Annotated in this window: 1 protein-coding gene; it reads right to left on the bottom strand. The window is 70.9% G+C overall.

The window, feature by feature from the left end:
* Nucleotides 1-35: 35 nt before the first annotated feature.
* Nucleotides 36-1,658 (bottom strand): hypothetical protein (locus tag GGQ96_RS21070; RefSeq protein WP_221240099.1); only part of this gene is annotated, 1,623 nt, incomplete at its 5' end.

Here is a 1,658-nt window from a genome sequence, read left to right as displayed (position 1 = left end):
CGCCGCGACCGGCGATGCGGGCATGGTGATGAGCATCAGAGCGGCGCTCCGGGCAAGTCGGGGCGGTTGAGGCGGCGAACGGTGCGCGACTCCGCGCCCGCCATGATCGGCTCGGCGGCCGATGCCATGGTGCGGAAGGAGACGTTTTCCATGCGTGCGTCGAAATCGGCGGTCGGGGTGACCTTGATCTCGCCGTCGACAACGAGGCGGTCGGCGCGCCGGCTGCCGCCATTGACCGTGCCGGGCAGGCGGGGAGCCCGCAGGCTGGGCATCGACGGGCTGTTCAGCGCACCGCCACCAGCATAGCCCGGCAAGCGGCCGGAGTTGATGGCGTGGAGCAAAGGCAGGTTCCGCTTCGTCGCCGCCGCATTCACGATGAACTCGTCGGTCGAGATGCGGATGGCCTTCCGACCGTCGCCGAGCAGCGCAAGGATGCTGTCCGACGTACCGGTGCCGGGCCCCTGAACGAGGCCGCCGAGCGAGCCGCCCTCGGCATAGCCGGGCGCGTCTCCGATCAGGCCACCGCCCGCGAAACCGAAGCCGCCGCCGATCGCGGCGACGACCGCCTTCTGGATCGCGAGGCGGGCGAGGTCCGACACGATGCTGCCGATCACATCGCCCGCGACGCCCTTCAAGTGCAGCAGGTTGGTGACGGCGCTGGCGGTCGCCCGCGAGCCGGCATCCTTCAGCGCGCCGAAGCCGCGCACTGCGGCATCTTCGACGCCGCGCCCCATGTCGTCGGTCGCGGCACGGAGGCGCTCGCGATACTGATCCAGCGGGCGGGCGTTGCCACGGTCGGCCTGCTGCTGCTCGGCCCGCTCGACAGCCGGCAGGCGGGCGAGGTCGGCGATCGCCCCCTGCACCTGCGCGGGGTCCTGCGAGGTGTCGCGCAGCCGCTCCAGCGCCTTGCGGCGGAGGGCCTGCTCGGTTTCGAGGATTTGCTGGGCGACAGCCTGCCGCTCGCGCTCCGTGGTCACCAGGCCTTCGTTCAGACGGAGCAGCACCAGCCGGCCCTGCAGGTCCGATTGCTCGGCCTCGTAGCGCTGATCGATTTGCCGCGTCGCGCGCTCCACGACGAGGTTCTGGAGCCGCTGGGTGCGGGTCGCCTCATTGAGCTGCGTCAGGTGGTCGGCCTGGGCCTTGCTGATCTTGCCCGCGCTCTGATCGTTGGCGATGCGCCGGTTGGCGGCGTCGGCCTCCGCTGCAATGTCCTCGGCGAGCAGGTTCTCGCGCTGCTGCTCGGTGGCCGCCGTCTTGCGGGTGGCGTCGATCAGCCGGCGACGGGCCTGCCGTTCCTCGTTGGTATAGGCGGTGTCGTCGGACAGCACCTTCTGCCGGGCCGTCTCCGCCTTGCTGGCCGTCTGCGCCGCGCTTGGGCCGGCCTTGCCGAAGGCGACATGAATGACCCGCTGCGCCGGCTCGTCAATGATCTGGCGGAGCGCGACGCCCTGCTTGCGGAACGCGTCGCGGAGGCTGGCAATGCTGATGCCGGGGCCATAGGCGACATCCACGGCCTGCCCGCGCTCATGGTCGCTGGTGCCGGGCTTGGCCACCGGGCCTTTATGGCGGCCCGCCAGGAAGTCGGCATAGAGCTGCCGCTGACGCTCGTTGCTGCGCGTGCCGTTGGTGACACGCCCGCCGATCGACGCGACGATCGA

This window comes from Sphingomonas abaci (assembly GCF_014199625.1).
Classification (GTDB): Bacteria; Pseudomonadota; Alphaproteobacteria; order Sphingomonadales; family Sphingomonadaceae; genus Sphingomonas; species Sphingomonas abaci.
The sequence above is the reverse complement of the archived record's forward strand: the minus strand, read 5'-3'. Positions and strand labels throughout refer to the sequence as shown.